Genomic DNA, 26,756 nt, shown 5'->3' on the forward strand with positions numbered 1-26,756 from the left:
CCACTCCGATGCCAACAGCCACAAGGGACCCACCCTCAACATCGGCATAATCCGGACATCGGAATAATGTCCCTTATGCCGATATCGGCATAATGTGCAGAGGTGGGCGAGGTTGTCGTGCGCGGTCTCGCCGAGCAACCCCCAATCATGCGAGTGGTCAAGCTCGGCACCTCTCGCGGGTCTGTTGCAGCCGGGGAAGCGGCAGGTCTCATCGCGCAGGCGGAGGAAGCGGCGCATCGCCTTAGGCGTTTTGTACCGGTCCCTCCCGACGGAGAGGATCACCCCGGTCTCGGGGTGGGTGAGCAACCGGGTGAAGCTCGGCGCCCGCGACGCCAGGTCCCGCGCCGTGTCCGGGTCAATTGGCCCATACCCTTCCAAATACCCGGGTTCCTCGCTGTGCCCGAGGAGTGTCAGCACCGGCACCGTCACCTGCACGGTCGCTTTGACGCCGGTGCCGACGCCGGTCGGGGTGACCCCGTGGATCAACAGGTCGCTGAGCACATCCGTGCGCACCTGGGTGAGCGTGCGCGTCTCGTCGGGGCTTTGGAGGCTGGCGGCGAGGTCGGTGGCGCGGGTGAAGATCGCCTGCACCAGCTCGGCCCCTGTCGTCACGTAGAGGGTGGCCATCCCGTCGTACTCGGGGGTCACCCCGCTGGTGCGGTCCGTGATCGACCTCGCCCGCCGCGCCGTGATCGTCTCCGGATGCAGGCGTTCCCGCAGCAGCCGGGCCTTGTGCTTGAGCTTGGCCACGGTCAGATGCTCGGCCGAGGGCAGCAGGGCTTGTTCGAACGCGGCCAAACCCTCGACCGGGATCGACCAGGACTGCTGGACGATCGTCTGCGCATGCCGATAACTGATCCGCCCCTCCGCCAACGCGGCCCGGGTGGCGGGGAGATCCTCGGTCAACGCCTGGCTCTCCGCGAGGAGGGTCTCCGCCGTGCGTTCCGGTATCCGCAGCGTGGCGGCGAGTTCGCTGGAGAGTTCCCGCTGCGCGATCTCCTCGCGACTCCACCGGGACTGCAGGCTGAGCGGAATCGACCCGGCCTGCGCGGCGCTGAACCGGCGGGCCCGGTCGACCGCCTCGGCCCGCACGGCAAAGCACCGGGCGATCGCCTTGTCGGCTGCCGCGACCGCGTCAAAGAGCAGTCCGAGCTGCTGTTGGGTGGTGCTCACCGGGGTGGCCATACGAGCACACTACGACCAGCCACCGACATTCACCCGCCCCAAACCCACCCTCACGATGGGGTGTGGATAACCTGATCAACCCCACATTGTGGAGGACAGGTCGGGCGTGATTTCGACAAGCTCAATCACCGGCGGAGGTCGAGCTCGTCGAGACCAGGTCGGGTGATTTCGACAGGCTCAATCACCGGTGGTGGTCGAGCCTGGGGAGACCAGGTGCGGCGATTTCGACAAGACCGATCAGGATGCGCGGCGGTAGCCGAGCGCGCGGCTCACACCCTGCGCGGCCACCCGCACCGCCTGCTCGTGTTCGGGGCCCTGCCCCGGCGAGGTGTGCGTCACAATCGACACGGCCGCGACGACCTGGCCGGTGCGGTCCCGGATCGGCGCCGCCAGCGAGCTCGATCCCGCCGTCATCTCCTCCGACATCCGCACGATCCCCTGGCTGCGGATGCCGGCCAACCTGCGCCGCAGCTCCTCCGGCGCCGTCATCGTCTGCGGCAGGAACCGCTGCAGCGGTTCGGCGAGGTAGTCCTGGATGACCATGGTCGGCGCGTGGGCGAGGAGAACGAGACCGACCCCCGTGGCGTGCAGCGGGAGCCGTCCGCCCACGCGGGAGATCACCCGCACCGCCCGGTGCCCGGACAGTTTCTCCAGGTAGAGCGCGTCGCGGCCGTCGAGGATCGCCAGGTGCACATGCTCGCGGGTTGTCTCGTACAGGTCTTCGAGGTAGGGCAGGGCGATCGTGCGGAGGTTTCGCGCCGTCGGCGTCTGCACGCCCACCTCCCAGAGCCGCATGCCGAGCGAGTAACGGCCGTCTTCCTGGCGGGCGAGCCCACCCCAGGTCACCCATTCTGCGACGAGCCGGTGCGCGGTCGAGAGAGGGATGCCCGAACGCCGGGCGATCGCGGTGAGGCTGAGCGCCGTCGCGGGCGGGGAGGTGAAGGCATCCAGGATCGCGAACAGCCGGGCGGCAACCGACCGGTCATCGACCGGGGACACTGACGCGCCCTCGGTCGCCTTCGCCCGCGCCGGCTTCCCTGACATCAGCACCACGCTACCCTCCCGCGGCCATGTCCCGCCGCAGCATTTCGGCCCCGTTCAGGAGGTTCCCATCCCCGCTTCCGTAAAATCGACCGGTGACTGAAACCTCCGGCCAGCCTCCTTTCCGCGAACAATCCCAGTGGGTCAGGAGCGTCGGGCTGATGATCTTCTTCAGCCGCTGGCTCCAGGCCCCCCTTTACATCGGCCTCATCGTCGCACAGGTGATCTACGTCGTCGTCTTCATGGTCGAACTCGGCCACCTCGGCGAGGAGGTCCTGCACGGGTTCACCCACCCGGGACCCGACGGCATCGTCATCGAGGAAGCCAAGATCATGCTCGGCGTGCTCGGGCTCATCGACGTGGTCATGATCGCGAACCTCCTGATCATGGTCATCATCGGCGGCTACGAGACCTTCGTCTCCAAGATCCGCATCGACGGTCACCCCGACCAGCCCGAGTGGCTCTCCCACGTCAACGCCAACGTGCTCAAGGTCAAGCTCGCCATGGCCATCGTCGGGATCTCCTCCATCCACCTGCTGAAGACCTTCATCGAGGTCGGCGACCTCGCCGCCCGCGGCTCCACGTCCACCGAGGGCCAGGAGAGCATCACCGGCGACGTCTACACCTGGGACGGCGTGCTCTGGCAGGTCGTCATCCACATGGTCTTCATCGTCTCGGCGATCGCCCTGGCCTGGATCGACCGGATCTCCCAGGCGGCCGGTCACGCCGTGACCCCCGCGGCATCCGTCGCGCCGCTCGAACCACAGCCACTCGTGAGCGTCCTACCCGTTCCGCGCCCGACCGGCACCGCCGCGATCGAGGCCGGCGCCGTGGGGCATCTCCTCCAGCTGGGCCGGCTCCGCGATGCCGGGGTCGTCTCCGCGGCAGAGTTCGAGCTGAAGAAGACGGAGCTCCTCGCCCGGATCTGACCCGAGGGGAAACCGGCCCAGACGGGAACCCTCAACGCGCGGTTGACGGTTCCCGTTGGCGTCTGTCCGTGGTGTGACGTACACTCCAAGAATCGAACACGTGTTCGAACCGAGGGAGGGCCCGCATGCCGCAGATCATCGACACCCAGGTCGACGTCGAGTTGTCGGCCGACGGCGACCCGCAGGCGTTCATCTGGAACCGGTTCGAGCACACCATCATCGGCCAGCCGCAAGCGGTTTTCACCCGAACCCGCTGGTGGGAGAACGACGGCGTGCCCCTGCGCATCGATACCGAGCTGTGGCGGGTGGACGCGTCACGCGGGGACGAGGAACAGCACCGCTACGATCTGCGACGCGATGTCGACGGATCGTGGGTGCTCGCCCTCGACTGGGGATGAGCTTCCCGCACCTGCACGTCGCCAGCGCGTACTCCACCCACTACGGGGTCACGATGCCGGAGGCGCTGGCCGAGCAGACGAAGGCACAAGACGGCACCTTCCTCGCGGTGACCGACCGTGACGGCCTGTACGGCGCGGTCAAACACGTGCGTGCCTGCGTGGACGCCGGCGTGCGGCCCGGCCTCGGCGCCGACCTCGCGGTGCACGACGACGACCATCTCTCCCTCGGGCGGGTGGTCGTGCTCGCGCACGGCAACACGAACGGCCGCGGGTACGCGGCGCTCTGCCGCGCCGTGTCCGCCGCGCACCGCACGGTCTCGCAGGGGTTCGGATCGCTGCCCAGCATCGCCCGGTCCGAACTCGCCGGGCTGGCCGGCCTCCGCTCGCTCACTGTATTGCTCGGCCCGGCCTCCGACGTGGGCACCGCCACCGGCCACCGTGACAACGAGGATGCCCACGCCCGCCTCACCGCGTGGTTGCGCGCCATGCCGGCCGACTCCGTCTCACTCGAGGTCGTCTGCCACCTGTCGGAGCCGGGCACCCCGGGCAGCGTGACGCCGGCCACCCGGATGCTCGCCCTCGCCGAGCATGCGGGGGTGCCGGCCGTGCTCACCAACGCTGTGCGCTACGGCACCCCCGAGGAGGCTGTCACCGCCGATCTCGCCGACGCCGCGCGAACCCTCACCCCGCTTGCCGAATTGGAGCAGCCTCAGACGAACGGGCAGGCGTGGCTGAAACCGGCGCGGGCGATGCGGCAGGTCGCGCGGATGGTGGTCGACGCGGGGCTGCACGACGACGGCGCCCTCGAGCTTCTCTTCCGCGACACCGAGCGGCTTGCCGACCGGTGCGCCCTCGACCCGGAGGCCGACATCGGTCTCGGCCGGCCGCGGATGCCGGAGGCGAGGATCATCGGGGTCAGCGGCGACCCGGTCGCTGAACTCTGGAAACGGGCACGGGCCGGCATCGACGATCTCTACCCGAGGCCGGAGGCCGGGGCGCGCCGGGGAGCCGCCTCGGCGGAGGACGCGCACGCCCGGCTCGCGCACGAGATGAAGACGGTCGAGCACCTCGGCTTCGCCGGCTACTTCCTCACGGTGGCCCGGGTGGCGGACATCATCAGGGAGATGGGCATCCGCATCCAGGCGCGCGGGTCAGGGGTCGGCTCGGTGCTCAACTATGCGCTCCGAACGTCGTCGGTGGAGCCGCTCTCCAACGGCCTGCTCTGGGAACGCTTTCTCTCCCCCGAACGACAGACCCTGCCCGACATCGACATCGACGTCGAATCGGCGCGCCGACACGACATCTACCGCAAGCTGTTCGACACCTTCGGCGGCGACCGGGTCTCGCTGATGTCGATGACGAACGCCTATCGCGGCCGCGGCGCCGTGCGCGACGCGGGCCTTGCCCTCGGGATGAACCACGAGCAGGTCGCGTCCATCGCGAAACAGATGTGGCGCTTCAACGCAAGGGACTTCCGGCGCGCATTGGAAGAGAAACCCGAGCTCGAGCCGCTCGCCGCCGAGGTGCGCGAATCCCAGCAACTCGACCAGCTGGTCGACCTGACCGCGAAGCTGGACCGTCTCCCCCGGCACATTTCCGTGCACCCCTGCGGGGTGATCCTCTCCGACGCGACCCTGCTCGACCGCACCCCGGTGCAGGCGTCCGGAATGGGGTTGTCGATGTCCCAGTTCGACAAACACGACATGGACCCGATGGGCCTGATCAAGCTGGATATCCTCGGCGTGCGGATGCAGTCGGCCATGGCACACGCCGTGGAGGAACACCACCGGCTCTCCGGCGAGAGCATCGACCTGGATCGGATCCCGCTCGACGATCCGGCCACCTTCGAATTGATCCGTTCGACCCGCACGCTCGGCATCTTCCAGATCGAATCGCCCGGCCAGATGGAACTGGTCGGCAAACTGCAGCCCGAGGTCTTCAACGACCTGACGGTCGAGATCTCCCTGTTCCGGCCCGGCCCGATGCAGAACAACATGCCGCTGAAATACCTCCAGGCCAGGCACGGCGAGGTCATGCCCGATTACCTCCACCCGCGACTGGAACCGATCCTTCGGGAGACGAAGGGGGTCGTCATCTTCCACGAGCAGGTGATGCGACTCTTCGACGAGCTCACCGGCTGCGGCCTCGGCCGGGCGGATGTCTTCCGCCGCCACCTGGGCAAACCCGAGCAGCTCCCCCGGATCGAGGAGTACGTGCGGGAGATGGCCCTGGAACGCGGGTTCCCGCCCGGAGTCATCGACCAGGTCTGGACGGTGCTGGCCGGATTCGGCAGCTTCGGGTTCGCCAAGGCGCACGGCGCCGCGTTCGCGCTTCCGACCTACCAGTCGGCCTGGCTGAAGACCCACCATCCCGCCGTGTTCCTGGCCGGACTGCTCACCCACGCTCCCGGCATGTGGCCCAAGGACCTCATCGTGGCCGAGGCCCGGCTGCTCGGCGTGCCGGTGCTCGGCCTCGATGTGCAGCGGAGCACGCTCGACTACCGGGTCGAGGAGCTCGGCGACGAGCGCCGCGGCATCCGTCTGGCGCTGCCCGAGCTCGCCGGCGGCACCGCCGCCGAACGGGCCCGAATCGTGCGCCACCAGCCGTTCTCCTCGCTGCAGGATTTCCGCGATCGGGTGCGGCCGCGGCGAAAGACCTTCGAGGCGCTCGCCCGGGTCGGGGCGCTGGACAGCTTCATCGGCTACGACCGCGCCCGCCGGCACGAGCTCCTCGCGCATGTGCAGTCCCTCCGCGGCACCGCAGTCACCATCAACGACGACCAACTGGCGTTCGAAGTCGAGTTGCCGGTGCAGGGTTTCGAGGGCGCCCGTTTCGATGCGGTGACCTCCCTGGAGTTGCGCGGGCGCAGCCAGACCGACCTGGAGTTGCGGGACCTCCACCTCGCGGTGTCCGGCCACCAGATGACGCGGTTCTACCCGCTCTTCGCCGAGCTGGGAGTCACCCCGGCCTCCGAGCTCGCCGACCTGCCCGGCGGCACCGAGGTGCTCATCGCCGGGGTGCGGCGCGCCACGAACACCCCGCCGATGCGGGGCGGCCGGCGGGTCGTGTTCGTCAGCCTCGACGACGGCACCGGGCCGGTGTCCAACGTCGTGTTCTTCCACGACGCGCAGGAACGGATCGGCGGCCCGGTCTTCCAGACCCGCCATATCCTCGTGCGGGGCCGCACCCGCCGGTCGGGGGCGAAAGGGGTGTCCGTCACCGGGGAGAACCTGTGGGACCTCACCGAGGTCGCCCGCAAGGTCGACCAGCGGCGGAAGGCGGAGGCCGCCGCGCGGCACACGGACCGGACCATAGAACTCGCGGCCGAACTGGCCGCGATCCCGGTCGACAACGTGCACCATCTGTGGCCGCTTCGCGCCTAGTCCGGCCGCGGATACCGGCGAATGCCCCACCCACCCCGTTGTCGGTCGCGCGGCCTACACTGGCGGCCATGACCGACCAACAGCCCTATCAAATCCTGCGGGAATACGACGACTTCGAACTCCGCCACTATCCCGACTACGTGCTTGTGCAAGTGGAGGTCACCGGCGGTTTCTCCGGTGCGGGCAACGCCGCTTTCGGTCCCCTCTTCCGTTACATCAGCGGTAACAACCAGTCCGCCACCCGCATCGCGATGACAGCCCCGGTGCTTCAGGAGACCACGGCCGACGACGCCCACACCGTCAGTTTCGTTCTTCCCGAGGGGATGCCGGCCTCGGCTGTTCCCGTGCCGCAGGACGCCAGGGTGACCACCAGGGTGGTGCCGGCGCACGGGGCCGCGGCGCGCCGGTTCGGCGGCGGGTGGAGCGAGGCCCGTTTCAGGGAGAACGGCGACACCCTCCTGGCGGCCGTGCGGCGGGCGGGTCTCGAGCCGGTCGGCGGCGTGTACTTCGCCCGGTTCGACCCGCCCTGGAAACCCGGATTTCTCAAACACAACGAGGCCCTCGTCGCCGTGGCATGACGAATGCGCGCGCCGGCCGGCTGGCTAGCGCGGCCCGGTGCCCGCCTTGATCACGGCGCTCGGCGGTGCCTCCGCGAACGCGTCTCCGCCATATTTCGCGTTGGCCACCGACATCACGGCCGGCCACATCCGGTGGCGGGCCGTCGCTGCCTGTCCGCTGTCGAAATAGACCGCCCGCTGGTTCGTCTCCCCGGTGAGGCTGACGACAGCCACCACGGTGGCGACCTTGGTGCTCGTTCCACTCATCCAGGTGTCCTTATTGCCGTCGGTGGTCCCGGTCTTGCCGATCATCGGCACCCGGGGCGAGGTAGCCCGATAGGACGCCTGCGCGGTGCCGCTGGTCATGACCAGGCGCATGGCATACGCCATTCCCGCGGTGACCGCCGGGTCGACGGACTGCGTGCACTGTGATTTCGGTACGGGCAGTTCCGTCCCGTCAGCGGCGACGATCCGGTCGATCACGACCGGGGTGCAGGTGACGCCCTTGTTGGCGATTCCGGCGAACGCGACGGCCATGCTCAACGGAGCGATCTCATTCGTCCCGATCACCGACGCCGCGTTCTGGAGCAGCGGATCACCGTCGGCGCGGTGCATTCCGAAGGCCTCGGCGGTCTGACGGATGCCGCACAGGTCGAGCTTCTTCGCCATCCCGATGTAGCCGGTGTTGATCGAGCCGATCGTGGCCTCGAGTGCGCTGTAGTTGGCGCCGCTTTCGTTCGCGTCGTTCTTGGGGTTCCATTTGTCGCGGTCGTAATTCTGAGGTCCCAGGCAACTGTCCTTGAAGGTGCCCCAGTTCGCCTTTCGCCGCGAGTCGACCCGTTCGTTGAGGGAATGTCCCTCCCGCAGCCATTCCGCCAGGGTGAACACCTTGTAGGTCGAGCCCGGCTGGAATCCGCTCGATCCGCCGTCGACGTAGTCGGTGTTGTAGTTGATCCCGGTGAAGTTGGCTCCCGTGGCCTGCACCACCGGGTCCTGGCTGTAGTCCTTGTTCTGAGCCATCGCAAGCACCCGCCCGGTGCCGACCTGCACGCTGGAGATGACGCTGCCGACGTCCCACCCCGGGTAGGTCGTCGGCACGTTTGCGCGAATGGCGGTCTCGGCCGCGTTCTGCAGGTCCAGGTCGATGGTGGTGTAGACGTTGTAGCCGCCACGCCGGAAGTTGACGAGCCGGGCCGCCTCGTCTGCGCCGAAGCTCGGGTCGTTGCGCAGCACGTGCGTGACGTAATCGCAGAAGAAAGCGCTTCCCGCGGCGGTCTGACACCCGGTGCTCGGCTCGGCGATCGACGGTTCGACGGGGGCGACGATCGCGGCGTCGAACTCGGCCCTGGTGATCTTCCGGTAGGCGAGCATATCCCGCAGGATGTAGTCACGGCGGGTTCGGTTGGCCTGGTAGCCGTTGGCCGCCCCGTTGGTCTCACTCTGCGGGTCGTCCAGCTGGAACTTCACGGGATTGTTGACGATGGCCACGAGGCTGGCTGCCTGCGGCAAGGTCAGGTTCGCCGCCGTGGTGTGGAAGTAGTAGTTGGCCGCGGCCTCGATGCCGTAGACGGTGCCGCCGAACCCGGCGATGTTCAGGTACTGGCGGAGGATGTCGTTCTTGGAATACTTCTTCTCGATCCCGATGGCCAGCCGCATCTCCTTGAGCTTGCGATCTGGACTGGTCTCGGTCGCGGCGAGGTAGCACGTGTGCTGCGCCGCCACGTCGGAGAGCACCTCGCACTTCTGCACGAGCACGTTCTTCACGTATTGCTGGGTGATCGACGATCCTCCCTGGGTGGCCCCGCCGGCGAACGTGCTCACTGCCGCCCGGACGGTGCCCTGGAAATCGACGCCGCCGTGTTCGAAGAACCTGGGGTCTTCGCTGGCGATCGCGGCATCCTTCACGTACGGACTGATCGCATCCAGTCCCACCTCGATCCGGTTCTGGTCGTAGAACGAGGCCAGCAGTGCCGTCGTTCCGTCACTCCGGGTCGCGTAGATATTACTCTTCTGCGACAGGCGATCGATGGAGAGGTACTCCGGCAGATTCTCGAAGACGTTGATGGTGTCCGTGGCAGCGATGCTCGACAATGCGACCACCGGGGTGACCGCGACGGCCACCAGCAGCCCGCCCGCGGAGCTCATCGCGAGAAGCCCGAGCAGCCCGCCGAACACGCCGGACACGGTCCGCCGCTCGGCGAATCCCGAGTTGCGCATCATGTCACCCCCGACCGGTTCCGTTCGATCCATTCACCATAGAACCCCGCGCAGCACTTCCTGAGGAGGGGCTTGCCGCGACGCGCCGAATATGGCATGCCCGGCTCGCGCTACCTGGCCCGCATCCGGTTGCCCCGCGGATTGTGTTCGAGCTCGGCCAGGTCGAGCGCCTCCATCAGGGGCGGCACGTACATCCCGAACCGGCCGCGGAGCCCCTTCTTCAGGCCGTACCAGCCTCCGACCGGGTTCGTTCCGGAACGCGCCCACGCCTCCACCGTGCCCGCGGCGGCGGGCTTCTGCTCGTCGGCGCTGCCGAGGGGGACCCAGTCCCCAGCGTCCCGCAGCATCGCCTGGAGATCGTCCAGGCACCGCAGCCGATAGGCCAGCGTGGTCGTTCCGACGACGCAGACCAGGCTCGGTGGATCCGCGCTCTCGTCGCGATACATCCGGTACTCCGACGTGCCCGGCGGGGTGCGCAGCAGCCACGGATCATCCCTGGTTCCACTGCCGACGATGGCTTCGGTCATGGTGCCTCCCGATTAGTACCCACCATCATCCCGCACCCCTGACCGGTCCGCCAGAGCCGGGGCCGCAAAAAAGGGGCCCGGCAGCGGATGCTGCCGGACCCCTCGTGTGCACCGCCGGGACATCGCCCCGCGCGGGTTGGAACGGGGGCTGATCAGACCGTGGTCGCCGACTTCGGGGCGGCCGGAACGACGGCGCGGACTGCCCATCCGAACAGGGCCAGGAGGATGCCGACGCCCATCGCGAAGACCGATACGCCGAAGGCGACGATCGACGTGAACAGCGACGCGCGCAGGAGCGAAGCGGTCATGACGGTGGGGCGGGTCGGGTCGTCCTGGGCGAGCTCGGCGTAGGTCTTGCCGCCGCTGGCCTTCATGGCGTGGTGGTTGATGATCGTCGCCTGGGCATAGGCCGCCAGGGGGTTGTCGACGGTGGCGCCGGCGAGGAAGGAGGCGTCCTCGGCGACGGTAATCTTCTCCTCGCTCAGTTGGCTGCTGACCGTGCCCCAGACCAGACCGCCGACGAGGAGCATGACGATCCCGCCGATGATGCCGAGGAGACCGATCAGCCTGACCAGTCGCGCCTTGCCTGATGTCAGGGATACGGAAGAGGATTCCGGGAGTGTTGCGGTGCTCATCTGCTGGCCTTTCGTCGCGCCACGCGGTCGTGACACTGTCGTGACTCCAGCGTGACACTTTGTAAGCGTTTACACAGGTGATTCACACCATCCGCCCCACCACTGGGGGTATGGAAAAGGCGTGGCATCCTGCTATGCCACGCCTCTTCCGGGAAATGCTGTCGAACTGGTCTCAGAAGACCGTCAGCCCTCGCGCCCGGAACTGGTCCCGCACGCGTTCCTGCAGTTCGTTGTCCGGAGGGTGGACTCCGTGCAGCGGGTAGGGCAGGTTGAGCCTGTCCCACTTGTCTTCGCCCATCTGGTGGAACGGCAGCACCTCGACCCGTTCGACGTTCGGCCACCGCGCCACGATCTCGGCGACGGCGTCGACGTTGTCGACGGCGTCGGTGAGTCCGGGCACGAGCACGAACCGCACCCAGACCGGGATCTTCCGCTCGGCGAGACGGTCACCGAACGCGACGGTCGGAGCGAGCTCGCGACCGGTCACTTCCTTGTACGTCTCGGGGAGGCCCGACTTGACGTCGAGCAGCACCAGGTCGAGGTTGTCCAGCAGCGTGTCGGACGCGCTCTTGCCCAGGAACCCTGAGGTGTCCAGGGTGGTGTGCACACCCAGCTTGTGGCATTCCTCGAAGATGCGCGCCACGAAGGCGGGCTGCATGAGCGGCTCACCACCGGAGATGGTCAGCCCTCCCCCGGTTGCGTCGAAGACGCCCTTGTAGCGCTTGACCCGGGTCACGAGGTCATCGAGCGTCGTGAGCAACCCGTCGCGCATCTTCCAGGTGTCAGGATTGTGGCAGTACTGGCAACGCAGCAGGCACCCGGAGAGGAAGAGCGTCATGCGCGTGCCTGGACCGTCAACGGCGGTGACCAGTTCCCACGAGTGGACACTGGCCACCGAGCCGTTGTGGATCGCCTCCATCTCGAGATGGTGGAGTTCGGCCAGTTCGGCCTGTTCACTGCTGACGGATGAACCGTCCACCAGGGCGATGGCGGCGCCGGCGCTGGGCAGGCCGAGGTTTACTGCGGGCATTGTCTCGTCCTACTCAGCGTCGCCGCGTGTTGTTATCGGTGAATGTCAGTGCGAGTGGAACGTGCGGCTGATGACATCCATCTGCTGCTCGCGGGTGAGGCGCACGAAGTTGACCGCGTAGCCGGAGACGCGAATGGTCAGCTGCGGGTAGTTCTCCGGGTGCAGCATGGCGTCTTCGAGGGTGTCCTTGTTCAGCACGTTGACGTTGATGTGGTACCCCGTCGCCGACGTGAACGCGTCGATGAGGCCGACCAGACTGGTGATCTGCTCTTCCTTGGTGTGGCCGAGACCGCTGGGAACCACGGTGTTGGTCAGCGAGATGCCGTCCTGCGCTTCGCTGTACGGGAGTTTGGCGACGCTGAGCGCCGATGCGAGCATCCCGTGGGTGTCGCGGCCGTTCATCGGGTTGGCACCCGGTGCGAACGGCTCACCCTTGCGGCGGCCATCCGGCGTGTTGCCGGTCGCCTTGCCGTAGACCACGTTGGAGGTGATCGTCAGGATCGACTGGGTGTGGATCGCATCCCGGTAGGTGGGGTGCTTGCGGATCATTGTCATGAACCGCTCCATCACGTCGACGGCCATGGAGTCGACGCGGTCGTCGTCGTTCCCGAACTGGGGGAACTCGCCCTCGATCGTGTAGTCGACGACGAGACCGGTCTCGTCGCGCACCGGGCGTACCTTGGCGTACTTGATGGCCGACAGGGAGTCGGCGACCACGCTCAGGCCGGCGATTCCGCAGGCCATCGTGCGGATGATCTCCTTGTCGTGCAGCGCCATTTCGAGACGCTCATACGCGTACTTGTCGTGCATGTAGTGGATGCAGTTCAGGGCGGTGACGTAGGTCTCGGCGAGCCACTCGAGGGTCTCGAGGTAGGCCGGGAACACGGTGTCGTAAGAGAGGATCTCTTCGGTGTTCGGCGCGGTCGCCGGGGCAACCTGCTTCCCGGAGACCTCGTCCTTGCCGCCGTTGATCGAGTAGAGGAGCGCCTTGACGGCGTTGACCCTGGCCCCGAAGAACTGCATCTGCTTGCCGACGCGCATGGGAGAGACACAGCAGGCGATCGCGGCGTCGTCACCCATCTCGGCGCGGATGATGTCGTCCGACTCGAACTGGATCGCCGAGGTGTCGATCGAGACCTGCGCGCAGAAGCGCTTGAAGCCCTCGGGGAGGGCGTCGCTCCACAGCACGGTGAGGTTCGGCTCCGGTGCGGCGCCGATGTTGTACAGCGTCTGGAGGAAGCGGAAGGTCGTCTTGGTGACCAGCGCGCGGCCGTCCTCGCCGATTCCGGCGAGGGACTCGGTGACCCAGGTCGGGTCGCCGGCGAAGATCTCGTCGTATTCGGGGGTGCGCAGGAAGCGCACGATGCGGAGCTTGATGACGAGGTCGTCGATGAGCTCCTGGGCGCCGGACTCGGTCAGGAGGCCGGCGGCGATGTCGCGTTCCATGTACGTGTCGAGGAACGCCGCGTTACGGCCGAACGACATTGCCGCGCCGTTCTGCTCCTTCACCGCGCCGAGGTAGGCGAAGTAGAGCCACTGCACGGCTTCCTGGGCCGTGACGGCGGGCTTGGAGATGTCGGAGCCGTAGCTGGCCGCCATCTGGACGAGTTCCTTGAGCGCGCGGATCTGCTCGGAGTTCTCCTCGCGGGCGCGGATGATGTCCTCGGTCGAGGGCTCCATGTCGAGCTCGGCGCGGTCGTTCTTCTTGCCGGCGATGAGCGCGTCGACACCGTAGAGGGCAACGCGACGGTAGTCGCCGATGATCCGGCCACGGCCGTAGGCGTCGGGAAGACCCGTGATCAGGTGGCTGTTGCGCGCACGGCGGACCCCGGGAGGGTAGACGTCGAACACGGCCGTGTTGTGGGTCTTGCGGTAGTCGGTGAAGATCTTCTCGAGCTCGGGAGACACGGGGTAGCCGTAGGTCTCGAGCGAGGTGGCAACCATGCGCCAGCCGCCGAACGGCATGATCGCGCGCTTGAGCGGAGCATCCGTCTGCAGGCCGACGATGACCTCGTTGGGCTGGTCGATGTAGCCGGGCTTGTGGGCTGTAATGGATGACGGGGTGGTCGCGTCAACGTCGTAGACGCCCTTGCGTCGTTCCTCGGGGAACATGGCGGACAGCTTGGCCCAGACCCCGGTCGTGCGAGCCGTCGGGCCCGCCAGGAAGGTAGCGTCGCCGAGGTAGGGCGTGTAATTGCGCTGGATGAAATCGCGAAGATCGATCGAATCCTGCCAGGGGCCGGACACGAAGTCCGGACGCTCGGCCTGCGTCGCGTCTTTGTCGCTGCGAACACCTTCTGTGATGGTCATGTAGATTGCACTCCTCGTGGGATCGAGTCTCCCCCGCCGCAGAAGTGTGTCTCCCACAGTCGGGCCTGGAGAGCAGGAACACGAGGATTGTGGCTAATGCGACGATGCATCGTGACTTGCCCTCTTCTGCCAACACTACTCCGGTCGCCGGGCCCATAACACGAATCGGCCCCGCCGTTTCGCGCCCGCGCCCTTAAGGGGAGGCGGCCCGTTCGCGGCCCAAGTCGCCGGGGCATCCGGAAGCCCGGAAATGCGATTCCGGCGCAGATCCAAAGGCCTGTCCAGAGGCCAGAATCACGGTTCAACGCCTCAACCGGAAGGATTTTCACAGTTTTTTTCCGGGATTGAGCAGCGAGTCGGGGTCGAAGGCGGCCTTCACCCGGCGCTGGAGGTCGCGGAGGACGGGTCCGAGTTCGTCGTCGAGGTGCGCCTGCTTGAGGAGGCCGATGCCGTGCTCGCCTGACGCGGAGCCGCCGAGGGAGATTGCGAGCCGGATCACCCGGGCGAAAGCCTCGTTGGCCGCCTCGACCTCGGCCGGGTTCGCCGCGTCGAAGCCGATCATCGGGTGGAGGTTTCCGTCGCCGAGGTGCCCGCCGGTGCCGATCGGGATCGACAGGTCGCGGGAGATCTCGGCGAGCCCGGTCAGCAGGGCCTGCAGCTGGGACCGTGGCACGGTGATGTCCTCGTTGAGGCTGGACCCGCGCGCGGCCTGCAGCGCGGGCTGCAGCAGCCGGCGCGCCGTCATCAGCTGGTCCAGCTGCGCGGGGTCGTGGGCGACGAGCACCTCGGTGGCGCCCTCGGCGCGGAGGATGGCGGCGTACTCTTCGACGTCGTCGTGGGCCTGGCCGGCCTGGTCCGACTGCACGAGCAGCAGGGCGGCCGCGTCGGCCGGAAGCTTCGACTCCGGGTCGAAGGCGTTGATCGCCGTGATCGACGGGCCGTCGAGGTATTCCAGGATGCTGGGGCGCCGGTTGGACGCGACGATCAGCGCGGCCGCCGCGAGGGCGGCCTCCGTGCCGGCGAAGGTCGCCGAGACCCCGGACGCGGGGGCAGGGGCAGGCAGCAGCCCGACCGTGATCTCGGTGATGATGCCGAGCGTGCCCTCCGAGCCGACGAGGAGCGCGGTCAGGTCGTAACCGGTGACGCCCTTGATGGTGCGCTGGCCGGTGCGCACGATGGAGCCGTCGGCGAGCACGACGGTGAGCTGGCGCACGAAGTTCCCCGTGACGCCGTACTTGACGCAGAGCATCCCGCCGGCGTTGGTGGCGACGTTGCCGCCGACGGTCGAGCCCTTCCAGGAGCCGGGATCGGGCGGGTAGAACAATCCGACCGCGGCGGCGGCCCTGGCCAGGGCGTAGGTGCGCACGCCGGCCTGCACGGTGGCGGTCTGGTCCTCGGCATCCACGGAAACGATCTTGTTCAGCCGGGTCGTGCTCAGCACGATGGAACCCTCGATCGCGTTGGCGCCCCCGGCCAGGCCGGTGCGCGCACCCTGCGGCACGATCGGGATGCGGTGGGCTGCGGCGAAGGCTACGACGGCCGCGACCTGCTCGGTGTTCACCGGCAGGGCGACCGCGAACGGGACACCGGCCGCGGTGCTGTCGGACTGGTCCCGAAGGTAGGCCCCGGTCTTCTCACCGGTGATCAGCTGGCCGGCGGGAAGAACCTCGGCCAGTGCGTCGAAGAGGGTGGGCTGGGGTGCTGTAGTGGTCACGGATGCCTCTGCGGTAGGAGTGTGTGCGGCCGGAGGTTGCGGCAGGCGATCACATCTGGTGAGGCGAGCGGGAACGCGCGGGCGAAGGGCTCGGACTCTGCGGAGGGCATGTCTCGGATGGCTGCGAGGGCAAGTCTATAAGAGAGTTTTTGTCGGGGTTCGGCTTGATGCCGCGATCAGGTCGGCACCCAATCTCCGTCGAGATTGTATTTATTGATGCATTTATGGTTAGGCTTGACACATGAGTGCGCCCCGATCCCCCCGAAACGGCACTGCCGGTGCGTCCGCGGTGGAGCGGGTCTACGCGCATGTGGCCGAGGCGATCATCACCGGCGCGGTCGGCGCAAGTTCGCTGCTCACGGAAGGCGAAGTCGCCGAGACCCTCGGCATCAGCCGCACCCCGGTGCGGGAAGCCTTCCTCGCCCTCGAGGCGCACGGACTCCTCACGCTCTTCCCCAAGAAGGGCGCGGTCGTCACGGCCCAGGGTGACGCCGAAACCGCCGAGCTGCTCCAGGTGCGCATCATGTTCGAGACGACCGCGGTGTCGCTGCACAGCGCCCGCCCCGGCGCCGACCGCGCCGTGGACGACGACCTGGCCGCCCTGATCCTGGAGCAGGAGGAGGCCGCCCGGGCCGGCGACCTGCTCGCCTTCGCCCGCGCCGATCATCGCTTCCACGCCCGGGTCGTCGACGAGTCCCACAACCGGGTCATCGACGACTTCTACACCCAGCTCGGGCCGCGGCTCAAGCGGCTCCTGCACCGCGTTGCGACCCGCGATCCGGGCAGTCTCGAGGGCTTCATCACCGAACACCGTGCCCTCGCCGGCTACCTCAGCGCCGGCGACGCCCCCGGTTACGAGGTCGCCCTCCGCCGTCATGTGCGGCACGGCTTCCCGGCGCCGCTCGCACCCTGATCCCGGCGCATGCCCGACTCCGATCCAGAAAGATTCATGAACTTCCGCCGTACCGTCCCTGCCTGGCAGCTCGCCGCACCCGCCCTCTTCGTCATGGCCTGGGGCGGCAATCACTTCACCCCGCTCCTGCACATGTACGAGTCGCTCGGCCACTACTCGGCCTTGATGGCCGACCTCTTCCTCGGCTTCTACGTCGTCGGGCTCATTCCCGGGCTGCTGGTGGCCGGCGCCCTCTCCGACCGGTACGGACGCAAGCCGCTGTCCGTCGCCGGCGTCGCCATCGGCATCGCAGCCAGCATCCTGCTCGGCCTCGGCTTCTCCAGTGAGATCATGCTTTCCTCCGGCCGGTTCCTGGCCGGCCTGAGCGTGGGCGTGGCGATGTCGGTCGGGACCGCCTGGCTCAAGGAACTCTCCAGTGCGCCGTTCGACCGCCAGGCCGACCGCACGGCCGGCGCCCGGCGTCCCGCCCTCACCCTGACGATCGGGTTCGGCCTCGGCGCCGGAGTCGCCGGCGCCCTCGCCCAGTGGGGCCCGATGCCCACCCTCTCCCCTTACCTTGTCCACATCCTGCTCAGCCTGCTCGTGCTGCCCCGGCTCCTCCGCGCCCCGGAGACGGTGCCGCGGTTCCGCTCGCACCGGCCGTTCTGGCAGGACCTCGCGGTGCCGCTGGCCGGCCACCGCCGGTTCGTGCGGGTCATCGCCCCCTCGGCCCCCTGGGTCTTCGGCGCCGCGGCGATCGCCTACGCGATCATGCCCAAGCTCGTGGAGGACCAGCTGGGGTCGCTCAACCTGGCGTTCGCGACCCTGCTCACCGTCGTGACGCTCGGCACCGGGGCGCTCGTGCAGCCCCTCGTCGCCCGGATCAACCAGGTCACCGGGGGGCGCGCCCTCGTGGTGGGGATGAGCGTCATGCTGCTCGGACTGGTGCTCTCGATCGCCACCGCCATCGTGCTCTCGCCCCTGCTCGCGCTGATCACGGCGATCACCCTCGGCGCGTCCTACGGCATCTGCGTGGTGGCCGGCCTCGTCGAGATCCAGCGGATCTCAACCCCGGCAGACCTCGCCGGCATCACCGGGGTCTACTACAGCCTCACCTACGTCGGCTTCCTGTTGCCGGTGCTCTTCGCCTGGTTGAACTCGGTCGCCAGTTACGCCGTGCTGATGAGCGTGCTGGCCGCAGTCTGCGCCGGCTGCCTGGCCGCGGTGGCGTACGGCATCCGTCGCGTCTGATCGACCGATCGCATGACCCCGACGGATGCCGCCGCTGGCGTACGCTGGCGACATGACTGAGCACGGTCGCGGCACCCCTCTCCCGGATTACCTCAACCGATGGGTCGCAACACAGCGCTGGTTCGCGAGCAAGGGGAACGTCCCCCGTCTCCACAGCATCGCCCGGTGGTCACTGCCCGCGGCGGAGCCGGGCGTGGACATCCGCACCTACCTCGTCATCGATGCGACGCCCGGCGAGGATTCGCTCTACCAGCTGCCGCTCACCGAACGCACCGATCCGCTGCCGAACGGGGAGCGCGCCCTGGTCGCCAGGGTGGACGGACCCGACGGGGAGGCTCGCTTCCTCTATGACGCACCGTATGACCCCGCGTACGCGACCGCGATCCTGCGGATCATCCTGGGCCAGGGTTCCTCACTCGGTTCGGAGGACTCGGGCGGCAGCGCGCGGGGAGAACTGCTGCTCGACCCGATGGACGCTCCTCTCTATACAGTGGCGGCCAGCCGCGTGCTGACCGGGGAGCAGTCGAACACCTCGATCATCTTCGACACCCGGGGTGCGGACGGCACGCCGGCCCGCCCGGTCATCTGCAAGGTGTTCCGCGCCCTTCATCATGGCGAGAACCCGGACATCTCCGTGCAGGCGGCCCTGGCCAGGGCCGGCTCCCGGTTCGTGCCCGAACCGATCGGCTACGTCGAAGGCGAGTGGGACGACCCCGACCGGAAGGACGGACGGGCCAGGGGGCACCTCGCCTTCGCCCAGGAGTTCCTGCCCGGCGTCGAGGACGCCTGGCGTTCCGCGCTGGCTTCAGCCTCGGCCGAGGAGGACTTCAGCCGGGAGGCCCACGACCTCGGCGTGGCGACGGCTGCCGTGCATGCCGACCTGGCCACGGTGATGCCGACCCGCGAGGCCACCCCCGACGTGATCGAGGCCGAGCTGGCCGGCATCCGGGACCGTTACCGCATCGCCGTGGCCGAGATTCCCGCGCTGGCCGGGTACCGCGCCGCGATCGAAACCATCTTCAGCCGGGCACAGACGGCGCCGTGGCCGCGGCTGCAGCGCATCCACGGCGACTACCACCTGGGCCAGGTTCTCAATGTGCCCGGCGGAAGAGGCTGGGTGCTGGTCGATTTCGAAGGCGAACCGCTCCGCCCGCTGGAGGAGCGCAACCGGCCGGATGTCCCGCTCCGGGATGTCGCCGGCATGCTCCGGTCGTTCTCCTACGCGGCGGGCACCATCGAACTGGCGCATCCGGAACGTCCGGCGCGGGCCGCTCTGGCGTGGGCCGATTCCTGCAGGGAGGCGTTCCTCGCCGGCTACGCCGAACGATCCGGCCTGGACCTCAGCGCGCAGGGAGCGCTGCTCAGCGCCTTCGAGCTCGACAAGGCCCTCTACGAGGCCGTCTACGAGACCCGCAACCGGCCGAGCTGGCTCCCGATCCCCCTCGCGGCGATCAAGCGACTCGTCGGCCTCGTCCCCGCGCCGGGCCGGGCCTGACCTGCCCTCCCGCGGGTGAGGGAGGTGGGGGTGGGTGGGTCAGCGCTTCAGCTCGGGGAACTGGTCGTCCCGCCACTCGTCGGCCAGTCGCGTGCGGGTCGCCGCCGCCTCGTCCTCGCGCATCCTGAGCTCGACCCGGCGGATCTTGCCCGAGCTGGTCTTGGGAAGTTCGAAGAACTCGACCCGTCGCACGCGCATATAGGGAGGTAGCCCGTTGCGGGCGTGGCGCAGCACCTCGAGGGCGGTTGCGCCGTTGGACTCCCAGCCGGAGGCAAGCGCGATGTACGCCTTCGCGATGTTGAGGCGGGTGTCGTCCGGCGCCGGCACGACCGCGGCCTCCGCGACGGCCGGATGCTCGAGCAACACGCTCTCAACCTCGAATGGCGACACCTTGTAGTCGGAGGACTTGAAGATATCGTCGGTGCGCCCGATGAAGGTGATGTAGCCGTCGCTGTCGCGGCTGGCGACGTCACCGGTGTGGAAGTAGCCGTTGCGCACGGCCTCGGCCGTGCGCTCGGGGTCGCCGTAGTAGCCGGCCATCAGGTTGACGGCCGTCTCGGAGAGGTCAAGGCAGATCTCACCCTCGTCGGTCACCGCACCCGTGATCGGGTCGACCAGGCTGATCCGGACCCCGGGCAGCGGGAGGCCCATCGACCCTGCCTTGAGGCGGGATCCCGGCCCGTTTCCGACGATCGCGGTGGTCTCGGTCTGGCCGTAGCCGTCGCGGATCGTCAGCCCCCAGGCCCGCTGGATCTGGCTGATCACCTCGGGGTTCAACGGCTCCCCGGCCGAGAGGATCTCCCGCAGACCCTCGGGCTTGACGCCCAACTCGGACTGGATCAGCATCCGCCACACGGTCGGCGGCGCACAGAAGGTCGTGACGCGCGCGCGGTGCAGCTGGTCGGCGAGGGCGCGCGGGTCGAACCGGGCGTAGTTGTAGACGAACACGGTCGCCTCGGCGATCCACGGCGCGAAGAAGCTGCTCCACGCGTGCTTGCCCCAGCCGGGCGAGCTGATCGCCAGGTGCACGTCGTCGGGACGCACGCCGATCCAGAACATCGTGGTGAGGTGCCCCACCGGATAGGAGGTCTGGGTGTGCACGACCATCTTCGGTTTGCTGGTGGTGCCCGAGGTGAAGTAGATCAGTGACGCATCGTCGGATGCCACGGTGACCGTGGTCTTCACCGGGGTGACCAGGTCTGCGTCGGCGTAGTGCGCCCAGCCGGGCACGGCCTCCCCCACGCAGATGCGCGAGTAGTCGCCTTCGACCTGGGCGAACTTGGCCGCATCGCTCGCGTTCGCGATCACGTGATCGACTCCCCCGCGCCGCACCCGGTCGGCCAGGTCACCGGTGGCCAGAACCGTGGAGGTCGGCAGGATGACGGCGCCGGCCTTCATGATGCCGAGCATCAGTTCCCAGAGCTCTACCTGGTTGCCGAGCATGAGCATGACGTGGTCGCCCGGCTGGACACCCCGCTGGATCAGCCACAGCGCGACCTGGTCGGAGCGGGTGGACATCTGCGCGAAGGTGACCTTCAGTTCGCGACCGTCCTCCTCCACGATCCAGAGGGCGGTCTTGTCGTTGCCCTCCGCGATGACGTCGAACCAGTCGGTCGCCCAGTTGAAGGAGGACCCGACCTCGGGCCAGGCGAATTCGGCCGATGCACGCTCGTGCCCTTCGCGCAGGCGCAGGAGTTGGTCCCGCGCGTCTCGGAAGCTGCTGGTGCTCGTAGGGTTGGTCACGGATTCCATTTTCCTCAACAGTGAATGCCCGGAACTGCATGAATCGGCGTCTCCACGCCGTCCGCATCGTGTGCGGGACGTTCCGTCCACTCTAGGACCCGGGTTGCCAACCCTCTCGGCGGCGCCGGCCGGCGCCGTCAGGCGAAGTCGCTGCTTCGGGACCCGGACCTGAGGTCGGACGCGCGCATCGTGCCGGGCCGGTCGGGCAAGCGCCCGTAGCCGTCCCGCAGAACGTGCAGCATGGTGCCGCCGATACCGGCGAGGGAAAGAATGCCGAGAATGATGAGAATGAGCATTGCCTGCCTCCAGTTCAGGGATGAATCGATGGGTTTGAGCCTCCTCGGTAAGGCGGGCCGGTCACATCGGGCGGATGCCGTAACTCGGCGCTTCGGGGCGATGCTGCGGGCGGGCCCGACCGGCGACCCGCCCGCTCGTGGCCGACCCGTCGCCGAGCTGAGAGAAAAGCCGGCTTTTGCCCCGGGCAATGGCTGCACGCCTCTCAGTTCGGCGACAGGTTTGTCGCTGCGGGGTCGACCACCGAGGGCGGAGCGGGGTCGGCAGGGCGGCTATCGTGCGGGATCGGTGGCGCGGGAGAGGTAGGCGGCTTCGGTGCGCGTGACGGCGCCGGTCTTCCGGAGGATGTTCGACACGTGCACGCTCGCGGTCTTCACGCTGATGAACAGTCGCTCCGCGATTTGCCGGTTGCTCAGACCCTGGGCGAGCAGGTCCAGCACCTGGCGCTCTCGCTCTGTCAGCAGGGCCGCGGTCTGGGCCTCCGCCGAGAGGTCGCTCGCCCCGGGCCTGGCCGGGCCGATGCGGCGCAGGAGCCGGGTGGCCTGGTCCGCCACGAGTCCGAGCCCGATCCGCTCGGCGTCGCGGCGGGCCGACTCGGCCCACCGGCGCGCGCTCGACCGATCACCGCTGGTGGCGAACGCCTCGGCCAGGCGGAAGGCCGCGTACGGCGCCAGCTGGGCGTCCGCCTCCGGGACGGCGGATGCCGCAACCGCCACCGTCCACGCCTCCGGATCCGTTCCGGTTCGACCGGGCCCGCTCAGTTCCGCCTCGAAGACCGCCCGAAGGGCCGGCACCGTCGGCCAGGGCGACGCCGCGGCCAGCGTGGCGCGCAGCTTCCCTTCGAGACGGTCGAGGATTCGCCCCGGACCGGCGCCGGTCCGGGCCGGCTCGACACCCGGCCCGGCACCCGGCTCGGCAACCACGCCGGCACCCACGCCGGCGCCCTGCGCGCCCTCGCGTTCGATCGGCGAGCCGCCGGCGCGGGCGGCCGCGATCACCCGGGCTCCGATGGCCAGCAACGGCAGATCGTAGGCCGGGAACGACCGGTGCTCCGGTTCGAGGAGCACGCTCACCTCCCGCCATGCCTCCTGGACGTCCGCGCGCGCCAGGGCGATCTCCGCCGCGACCGCGGCGAGCCCGAGCCGGGATTGGGCGTCGATGCGCACCTGGAGGTTGAGCGCGCCCCGCCAGCCGCGGAGCATCCGATCGGCGCCCGGCGCGTCGCCGGCCCGGAGGGTGGAGTGCAGTTTGAGCCGCTGGAGATGCGCGCGATAACCGATCGGCGGATCGAGCTCGAGGGCGCGGTCGAGGAGCTCGTCGGCGCGGGGGGTCTGGCCGAGCGCGGCCAACGGCCCGATCAGGTTCGACATCAGCATGGCGCCCGAGGTTCGTTCGACTCCGCGCTGCCTCGCCCGCTCTACTCCCTCCTCGGCGACGCGCACCGCGTCCTCGAACCGGCCGAGCAGATGCAGGGCGTCGGACTGGTTCACCCAGAACCGCAGCCGGGCCGAGTCGTTGTCCCCGGCCAGTTCCCCGGCCAGCTCCAGGTCGGACAGGCCCGCCTCGATGGCGCCCGCGGACAGCCGGGAGAATCCTCGGATGTTCGCCGCAACCGACATCCGCGGCCCGGAGCCGACCTCGGCCGCCTGCGCGTAGGCATCGTTGGCGGTGCCGACAGCCTCGTCGAACCGCGCTTCCAGCATCAGCCGGGCCGCCAATTCGCCGAGGACATTGGCACGAAGCACGCTGGGCGGCTGATCGGTGAGCACGTCCAGGGCCTCCCGGAGGAGGGCGACGGACCCGATCTGGCCGATGTTCGCGAGGTAGGAGGCCTTGTTCCGGAGCATCCGGGCGTACCGCTCGGGGTCAGCGGGGCTCGAACCGGCGATGGCTTCGTCGATCAGGGCGATGGCGCGTTCGCTCTCGCCGGCGTTGCGCAGGATGTAGGACGTTTCGGCGAGCAGGTCGACCCGGCTGCGCCCGGCCAGTTCCTCGGCATCCGGAATCTGGTCCCAGAGTTCGATCGCCCGCTCTCCCATTCTCGCCGCCGAGGCGAAGGCGTAGGAGCGATGGGCCTGCGTCATCGCGGTGACCGAGGATGCGAACGCCTTCCGCAGGTTGTGCGCGGCCATCCAGTGGTAGGAGACCGCCGTGGCGTCGGGGCTCGCCTCGCTGCGACCGGATTCGAGGGCCTCGGCGTAGCGGGTGTGGAACCGCACCCGCTCCCCGGGCAGGAGCTGGTCGTGGATGGCTTCGCGCACGAGCGCGTGCCGGAACGCATAGGCGGTGCCGAGCGCGACGAGCACCCCGGCATTGACGGCTTCCCCTGCGGCCGCGTCGATGTCGTCCGCGCTGGCGTCGCAGACGAGCGCGAGCAGCTCGTGTTCGACCCGTACGCCGCCGGCCGCGAGCAGCCGCATGATCCGCTTGGTGTTCTCGCTGAGCAGCTCGTACCGGGCGAGCAGGATGCCCCGAAGGGTCTCCGGCACGCTCTCCGCGCCGGCGAAGATCTCACAGCCGATCAGTTCCTCGACGAAGAACGGGACGCCATCGGTGCGCTCGTGCACAAGGCCGATCTCCCGCTCGTCGGGCGCCGAACCGAGGATGCCGATGGCCATCTGGCGCACCTGGGCGCGGGTCAGCCTCGCCAGTTCGCGCCGCTCAGCGCGCCGGTTGCGGTCGAGTTCGGGCAGCCAGGCCCGGAGCGGGCTTCCCCGGCCCAACTCGTCGCTCCGGAAAGTGAGCACGAAGAGGATGCGGTCCCGCTCGATCACCCGGATGAGGTATCTCAGCAGCCCGAGGGTGCCCTGATCGGCCCAGTGCAGGTCCTCGACCACGAATACGAGCGGATGCACCCTGGCCGCGGCCTCGAGGGTGCCGGCAACGGCGTCGTAGACACTGTTGGCGCTGAGCCGGCTGGACGCACCGGCTTCGGGTGGGGCAACGGCGCGGTTCGGGAGTCCGAGTTCGGGCAGGAGTAGGACCAACGTCTCCCCGGCCTGGCCCGCGGCTTCCAGGAACGCCTGCTCGCCGATCCCGGCGGCCAGTTCCCGCAGCGCGGCGACGACGGGAGAGTACGGCGGGGCGTCGCTGTCGAGGTCGATCGATTGCCCGCGCAGCACCAGCGGCCGGTCCGGCCGGCCGGCCCCGGCTCCCGTTCCGGTTCCGGGTTCGGGTTCAGCTTCGGGTTCGGTTTCAGCTTCGGGTTCGGGACGAAGCTCGTCCAGGAATTCCTGGACGAGCCGGGTCTTCCCGATGCCGGCCTCGCCGCCGAGCGCCACCGTGCGCGTGCGGCCCGCCTGAACCTCGGCGAAGGCGCCGCGGAGCGCCTCGAGGTCGGACTCTCGGCCGACGAGCGCGGTGGTCTGCTCGATGTGCATGGGTCCATCGTGCCACTGCCGGGCGACCCCGGCACCGCTGGCGTCCTCGACGGGTGCGGCCTGCCGGACCGGTCGGGTCACCTCGAGTGGGTCACCGCGACGAGTGGAGCTGCGGATGCCCGGCGAGCCGCAGCCGGTTGATGGTCCGCTGCGGGAGGGTCTCCCTGGCTGTCCCGCGCGCACGCTCCTCGTCCACGCGTTCGCGCGCCACCCGCCGACGCTCCAGGTCTCGGGTGAGCCGTTCCTCGTCGGCGCGGTAGAGCCGGTAGAAGGCGTATTCACTGATTTGCACTGTGTCCTCTTCCTCTGTTTCCTGTTCATCACAGTGCGCTCTAAGGCGGTGGCCGGGCATCGGACGGATGCCCTATTTCCGCTGGCCTATATGCTGGCGAACAACGGAGGGAACGGCGATGAGTCAGCAGCGCACGGATCAGGGAGAGCGGTCGAACCGGGGATCGGCTGCCGGAGCCGCAGCCCCCGGAGCACCGTGGCTGTGGCTGTCGATCGCCGCGGGCGTGCTCGCCGTCGCCGGCAGCGTGGTCGGGCTGGGCGTCGGCGGGTTCTACGCGAACCTGACCCCGGCCTTCCTGCCCCAGGCGCTGGCACAGGACGTCGCCAACCTCGCGCTGGCGGCCCCGGCCCTGCTGGTCTGCGCGATCCTCGCCCTGCGGGGGTCGCTCCGCGCCCGCCTGGTCTGGCTGGGCGTGCTGGCGTTCACGGTCTACAACTACGTCATCTACACCTTTTCGATCCCGTTCGGGCCGTTGTTCCCGGTCTGGGTGGCCGTGCTGGGCCTCAGCCTCTTCTCCCTGATCGGCGGGATCGCGAGCACGGATGCCGGGGCCGCCGCCGCCCGGTTCGGGAGCCGGCCGGCGGCAGTCGTCACGGGGTGGTCACTCATCGTCGTCGGCGTGCTGTTCGGCCTGCTCTGGCTGTCGGAGGACGTCCCTGCCCTAGTGGCGGGCACCACACCGCAGAGCGTGCTGGACCTGGGCATTCCGACGAACCCGGTGCACATCCTCGACCTGGCCTTTTTCCTGCCCGCGGTCGTCGGCACCGGCATCCTGTTGCTCCGGCGCCGGGAGATGGCCTACCCGGTTGCGCCGGCGTTCCTCGTGTTCCTGATCCTCACCGGGGTGCCGATCATGGTCACCCCGATCGTGCAGTCGGTGCGCGGCGAGACGGCGGCCTGGACGGTGCTGGCGCCGATCGGACTGATCACGGTGCTCATGCTGGTGCTGCTCGCCTGGCTGCTCCGCACCGTGGGATCCCCCGACGGGGCAGAAGCGCGCAGCGGGGCGGGAGAGCCCGCAGGCTAGGAGGGGCTCCCGGCGATGTTGACCATCCAGCTCACGCCGAACCTGTCCAGACACATCCCGAAGCTGTCGCCCCACGGGGCTTTGTTGAGCGGCATGGTCACGGTGCCGCCGGCCGAGAGCCCGTCCCAGAACCGGCGCAGCTCGGTCTCGTCCGCGGAGTCGCCACTGAGGGAGACCGCGTAATTGGTGCCGGGCGTGTAGTCCATGCTGTTGGGAGTGTCCGCGCCCATCAGGACCAGGCCGGCGTCCGTTTCCAGCATGGCGTGCATGGTCTTGTCCTGCTCAGCCGGGTCCTGGCTGACCTGGAACTCCGCGAACGTGCTGCGGGTCAGGGTGCCGCCGAAGACCGACTGGTAGAACTCCATGGCCTCCTTGGCCGTGTCGCGAAAACTCAGGTACGGGTTGAGACGTGAGGTCATGAGCTGCACTCCTTCATCGACGGATTCCTGCTTCGAT

The 26,756-nt window shown here is 68.7% G+C and carries 21 protein-coding genes; 8 read left to right on the top strand and 13 right to left on the bottom strand.

Annotated features, from left to right (window positions below):
- Together E3O32_RS03920 and E3O32_RS03925 are read right to left on the bottom strand one after the other, a co-directional pair.
- The coding region (locus E3O32_RS03920; RefSeq protein WP_134507230.1) for an HNH endonuclease signature motif containing protein at positions 1-1,185 on the bottom strand (1,185 nt) is incomplete at its 3' end.
- Between the two features lie 237 nt (positions 1,186-1,422).
- Positions 1,423-2,229, bottom strand: a complete 807-nt coding sequence (locus E3O32_RS03925) for an IclR family transcriptional regulator (RefSeq protein WP_134507232.1) — start codon at positions 2,227-2,229, stop codon at positions 1,423-1,425.
- 92 nt (positions 2,230-2,321) lie between these two features.
- Between E3O32_RS03925 and E3O32_RS03930 the strand changes: the two genes are divergently transcribed.
- The 4 genes from E3O32_RS03930 (at position 2,322) to E3O32_RS03945 (ending at position 7,514) form a co-directional block, all read left to right on the top strand.
- Positions 2,322-3,155: a TIGR00645 family protein gene (locus E3O32_RS03930; protein WP_241974548.1), complete on the top strand. Its 834-nt coding sequence runs from the start codon at positions 2,322-2,324 to the stop codon at positions 3,153-3,155.
- Positions 3,156-3,280: 125 nt separating this feature from the next.
- The gene (locus E3O32_RS03935) at positions 3,281-3,553 is read left to right on the top strand and encodes a hypothetical protein (RefSeq protein ID WP_134507234.1); all 273 of its coding nucleotides are present in this window, start codon (positions 3,281-3,283) and stop codon (positions 3,551-3,553) included.
- Positions 3,550-6,936 carry a DNA polymerase III subunit alpha gene (locus E3O32_RS03940; RefSeq protein WP_134507236.1) on the top strand — a complete coding sequence of 1,129 codons (3,387 nt, stop codon included), beginning with the start codon at positions 3,550-3,552 and terminating at the stop codon, positions 6,934-6,936. The genes E3O32_RS03935 and E3O32_RS03940 overlap by 4 nt, the downstream gene beginning before the upstream one ends.
- Positions 6,937-7,004: 68 nt before the next feature.
- The gene (locus E3O32_RS03945; protein WP_134507237.1) at positions 7,005-7,514 is read left to right on the top strand and encodes an SOUL family heme-binding protein; all 510 of its coding nucleotides are present in this window, start codon (positions 7,005-7,007) and stop codon (positions 7,512-7,514) included.
- Positions 7,515-7,538: 24 nt separating this feature from the next.
- On the opposite strand, the gene E3O32_RS03950 is transcribed toward E3O32_RS03945, so the two are convergent.
- The 6 genes from E3O32_RS03950 to E3O32_RS03975 form a co-directional block, all read right to left on the bottom strand.
- The gene (locus E3O32_RS03950) at positions 7,539-9,713 is read right to left on the bottom strand and encodes a transglycosylase domain-containing protein (protein WP_166790758.1); all 2,175 of its coding nucleotides are present in this window, start codon (positions 9,711-9,713) and stop codon (positions 7,539-7,541) included.
- Positions 9,714-9,820: 107 nt separating this feature from the next.
- Positions 9,821-10,237, bottom strand: a complete 417-nt coding sequence (locus E3O32_RS03955) for a DUF6855 family protein (protein WP_134507239.1) — start codon at positions 10,235-10,237, stop codon at positions 9,821-9,823.
- Positions 10,238-10,389: 152 nt separating this feature from the next.
- Complete coding sequence (locus tag E3O32_RS03960; protein ID WP_174776482.1) at positions 10,390-10,872, bottom strand: aromatic ring-opening dioxygenase LigA; 483 nt, start codon at positions 10,870-10,872, stop codon at positions 10,390-10,392.
- Between the two features lie 172 nt (positions 10,873-11,044).
- Positions 11,045-11,902: a pyruvate formate-lyase-activating protein gene (gene pflA, locus E3O32_RS03965; protein WP_134507240.1), complete on the bottom strand. Its 858-nt coding sequence runs from the start codon at positions 11,900-11,902 to the stop codon at positions 11,045-11,047.
- 45 nt (positions 11,903-11,947) lie between these two features.
- On the bottom strand, positions 11,948-14,212 hold the full coding sequence (pflB, locus tag E3O32_RS03970) for a formate C-acetyltransferase (protein WP_134507241.1): 2,265 nt from the start codon (positions 14,210-14,212) through the stop codon (positions 11,948-11,950).
- Positions 14,213-14,537: 325 nt separating this feature from the next.
- Complete coding sequence (locus E3O32_RS03975; RefSeq protein ID WP_198417517.1) at positions 14,538-15,926, bottom strand: FAD-binding oxidoreductase; 1,389 nt, start codon at positions 15,924-15,926, stop codon at positions 14,538-14,540.
- A gap of 241 nt (positions 15,927-16,167) precedes the next feature.
- Here E3O32_RS03975 and E3O32_RS03980 point away from each other — a divergent pair, with 241 nt between their 5' ends.
- The 3 genes from E3O32_RS03980 to E3O32_RS03990 are packed head-to-tail and all read left to right on the top strand — an operon-like array spanning position 16,168 to position 19,564.
- Complete coding sequence (locus tag E3O32_RS03980; RefSeq protein ID WP_134507242.1) at positions 16,168-16,839, top strand: GntR family transcriptional regulator; 672 nt, start codon at positions 16,168-16,170, stop codon at positions 16,837-16,839.
- Positions 16,840-16,875: 36 nt separating this feature from the next.
- Entirely contained in the window at positions 16,876-18,069 is a 1,194-nt protein-coding gene (locus tag E3O32_RS03985) for an MFS transporter (protein ID WP_134507243.1), read from the top strand.
- A gap of 52 nt (positions 18,070-18,121) precedes the next feature.
- Positions 18,122-19,564: a maltokinase N-terminal cap-like domain-containing protein gene (locus tag E3O32_RS03990; RefSeq protein WP_134507244.1), complete on the top strand. Its 1,443-nt coding sequence runs from the start codon at positions 18,122-18,124 to the stop codon at positions 19,562-19,564.
- 39 nt (positions 19,565-19,603) lie between these two features.
- On the opposite strand, the gene E3O32_RS03995 is transcribed toward E3O32_RS03990, so the two are convergent.
- The 4 genes from E3O32_RS03995 to E3O32_RS17170 all read right to left on the bottom strand — a co-directional run bounded on the left by E3O32_RS03995 (position 19,604) and on the right by E3O32_RS17170 (position 25,273).
- Positions 19,604-21,316: an AMP-binding protein gene (locus E3O32_RS03995; protein WP_134507245.1), complete on the bottom strand. Its 1,713-nt coding sequence runs from the start codon at positions 21,314-21,316 to the stop codon at positions 19,604-19,606.
- Positions 21,317-21,444: 128 nt separating this feature from the next.
- Positions 21,445-21,603 carry a hypothetical protein gene (locus tag E3O32_RS17165; RefSeq protein ID WP_166790759.1) on the bottom strand — a complete coding sequence of 53 codons (159 nt, stop codon included), beginning with the start codon at positions 21,601-21,603 and terminating at the stop codon, positions 21,445-21,447.
- Positions 21,604-21,873: 270 nt separating this feature from the next.
- Complete coding sequence (locus E3O32_RS17735; RefSeq protein WP_166790760.1) at positions 21,874-25,062, bottom strand: helix-turn-helix transcriptional regulator; 3,189 nt, start codon at positions 25,060-25,062, stop codon at positions 21,874-21,876.
- Positions 25,063-25,072: 10 nt separating this feature from the next.
- Positions 25,073-25,273 (bottom strand): hypothetical protein, encoded by a 201-nt coding sequence (locus E3O32_RS17170; RefSeq protein ID WP_166790761.1) that lies wholly within the window; start codon positions 25,271-25,273, stop codon positions 25,073-25,075.
- A 118-nt stretch (positions 25,274-25,391) separates the two neighbouring features.
- Between E3O32_RS17170 and E3O32_RS04005 the strand changes: the two genes are divergently transcribed.
- The gene (locus E3O32_RS04005) at positions 25,392-26,300 is read left to right on the top strand and encodes a hypothetical protein (protein WP_134507247.1); all 909 of its coding nucleotides are present in this window, start codon (positions 25,392-25,394) and stop codon (positions 26,298-26,300) included.
- Here the strand turns inward: E3O32_RS04005 and E3O32_RS04010 are convergent.
- Positions 26,297-26,719, bottom strand: coding sequence for a VOC family protein (locus E3O32_RS04010; RefSeq protein WP_134507248.1), 423 nt, complete (start codon positions 26,717-26,719; stop codon positions 26,297-26,299). The two genes, E3O32_RS04005 and E3O32_RS04010, sit on opposite strands and share 4 nt — an antisense overlap.
- Between the last annotated feature and the right edge of the window lie 37 nt (positions 26,720-26,756).

The sequence above is a fragment of the Cryobacterium mannosilyticum genome, from assembly GCF_004402705.1.
GTDB classification, from domain to species: domain Bacteria; phylum Actinomycetota; class Actinomycetes; order Actinomycetales; family Microbacteriaceae; genus Cryobacterium; species Cryobacterium mannosilyticum.